This window comes from Rhizobacter sp. P2_H2 (assembly GCF_056403375.1).
On the sequence record NZ_JBFUFP010000859.1, the window covers coordinates 1 to 2,386 of the forward strand.

General features: G+C 66.9%; 2 protein-coding genes and 2 pseudogenes. All 4 read right to left on the reverse strand.

Annotation, left to right across the window (positions count from 1 at the left end):
* Nucleotides 1–452, reverse strand: a pseudogene (locus AC1D15_RS27350) (hypothetical protein); the annotation flags it as partial.
* 23 nt (nt 453–475) lie between these two features.
* A complete protein-coding gene (locus AC1D15_RS27355; RefSeq protein ID WP_477828480.1) occupies nt 476–1,048 on the reverse strand; it encodes a pilus assembly PilX family protein in 573 nt (190 codons plus the stop codon).
* A complete protein-coding gene (locus AC1D15_RS27360; RefSeq protein WP_477828481.1) occupies nt 1,045–2,118 on the reverse strand; it encodes a PilW family protein in 1,074 nt (357 codons plus the stop codon). The genes AC1D15_RS27355 and AC1D15_RS27360 overlap by 4 nt, the downstream gene beginning before the upstream one ends.
* Nucleotides 2,105–2,386, reverse strand: a pseudogene (locus tag AC1D15_RS27365) (hypothetical protein); the annotation flags it as partial. The gene AC1D15_RS27360 and the pseudogene AC1D15_RS27365, both read right to left, overlap by 14 nt.

The following is a 2,386-nucleotide window of genomic DNA, read 5'->3' on the forward strand; positions in this document are numbered from 1 at the left end:
CTGTAGAAGTAGTTCACCCAGGGAGCGTATGTGACGTTCGTGTCGTAGTAGGCCGGGTTGTAGGCATTTGAGCGCGTGAACGCGAAGTCCTTGGTGGGAGGGATTGCGGCATAGGTCGTCGGCAGCACCAGCGTGCCCGGGATCGAGACGTTTGCCCCGTTGGGAAAGAGATAGCCGTATAGGTCGGAATTGCTCGTTTTGTCGCGAAGCTTGCCGTTGGACCACGCTTGCTTGGTGGTCCTATCCCACCACAGCATGCCGCTGTTCGTTTCGTCGAACAGCACTTCTGCATCCATCGACCCGGAATCGTCCATCCCGATGATCACGTTCGGCTTGACCAGCACGCTGGCCTTCAGCGGCCGGGTCGCCACGTCGGTGGCGTGCGCCGACGGGAGTCCCAGCAGGAGCAACGACACCCACAGGGCGCCCGGGCGATTGATGAAGAACGACATGGTCACATCCTCTCGAGCGAAGTTCAGTTGCTGCCCTTGGTCACCAGGGCCTGCACATAGACCGTCGTGTTGCGCTGGTCGGTGACGCGGGTCGTGATGCGGAACTGCGTGGCGTAGGGGTTGTCGAGCTGCTTGTCGCGGTCGCCCGGGTCTTCGGCGCGATTGACCGGCATGTCGACTTCCTTCAGCAGGCACTGCTTGGTGGCGTCGGTGATGGCAGCGGTGGTGTAGTCGCACACGCGCTCGACGTAGTAGTTCACCGTCATCGCGCCGACGGTGCTGGCGGGTGTGTTGCTCCACGGCACCGAGTTCGGCAACCCTTGGGCCGTCTGGTTCGTGTCAAGCGTGCGCCGATACCACGTCAAGCTTTGGGCGGTCGACTCCTCATCCGTGAGCCCCTGCACCGCGGCATACCCGTTGTTGACCCCGACCTCGGCGGCCTGCAGCGCCGCGGCGCGGCTGGCCAGGTTGCCGGCGAGCAGCGTGCCGGTATCGGTCATGCGGGCCAGCGCCAGGCCGCTGAGCATCAGCGTGGCCAGCACGATCAGCACCAGGAACAGCGAGCCGCCGCGTTGGTGTCGGGCGCGTGGGGTCATTTCAGGCCTCCGGTGATGTTTCGAAGCGGGATCACGGTGCTCACCAGGCGGTAGCGGTAGCACCTGTCGGCGGTGGCCAGCGCATAGGTTTCACCGGTCATCAAGGTCGGCGCGATGGTTGTCGCCTCGCACACACCGGTGCTGGTGTTGGGCTTCTCGGGCTGGGGGCTGCGCAGCAGCAGCTGCACGCGCATCGCCAGGATCCGGCCGAGGTGGGCGCTGTCGACCGTCGCCCATTCGGTGCTCGCGCCCGGGTTGACCCAGCTGTCCAGCGCGCGCGAGCTGGTCGACGCGGCCGCACCGTACTGCACGCGGAACGCCATCACGTTGCGGGCCAGCGTGGCCGTGGTGCCGGCGATCAGGTCCGTCTGCTGCAGTGCGTTGTTCGTCACGCTGTAGCGGTAGGCGGACAAGGCGCCCAGCAAGGCAATGCGGTCACCGGCGGCGTAGCTGGTCGAGGCCGAGAACGTGGCCTGGTTGTACGCGCCATCGCTGCCCGACGACCCGAAACTCAGCTGCTCGTAGGTGTCGGCCGTGGCGGCGGTGATGCCGGTGACGGAGCGCACCGTGCAGGGCGCGCCCGCGGTGGCAGGCGACAGCAGCACCACCTGCCCCGTCGAAGCGGGCAGATGCGCCTTCAATGACGCGGCGGTGGCGGTGGCGCTGAGCAGCGGCACCTCGGTGCCGCCATAGACGCTGGAGGCATGCATCACGTCCAGCGTGTCGAACAGGCCGGTCGACGGGCGCGTGACGTTCAGCGGCGAGAAGGCAGTGCCGTCGCCGAGCACGCTGCTGCCGTAGCTGAGGTTCAGCCTCTCGCAGCGGAAGCTGCTGCTGCCGAAGAAGCCCAGCCCGGTCGGCAGGGTCCTTGTGCGCAAGATCTCGATCGCCGACGAGCCGCTGCTCGTCGCGCTGGAGGTGCCGACGGCCTGGCGCTGCGTCGCGGCGAAGCTGATCGCCATTCCCATCGCGACCAGCCCGATCAGCAACGCGACGACGATGCCGACCAGCAGTTCGATCAGCGAGGTGCCGCGTTGCCCGGCACGGCGCGGCGTGTCACTGGCGCACATCGGTGGTCACCGTGACGTTGTGGGTGTCGGCTATCGATTCGCCGCCGAGCGTGGTGGCCTTGGCGCCCCAGCTCACCACCACCTTGAAGCGGCCGGTCGAGCTGTCCAGCGTGACGACAGCGCCGGGCGCGTTGGACACGCTGTACGTGGGCAGCGAGGCCAGAGTCGCAATTCTCCATGCGGCTGCACTCGTGGATGCCGTGGTGCTGGAACATGTGCCCGTGGCCGGCACKGTATAGCAGGCGGCGTTGGCGCTGTCGGCCAGCAC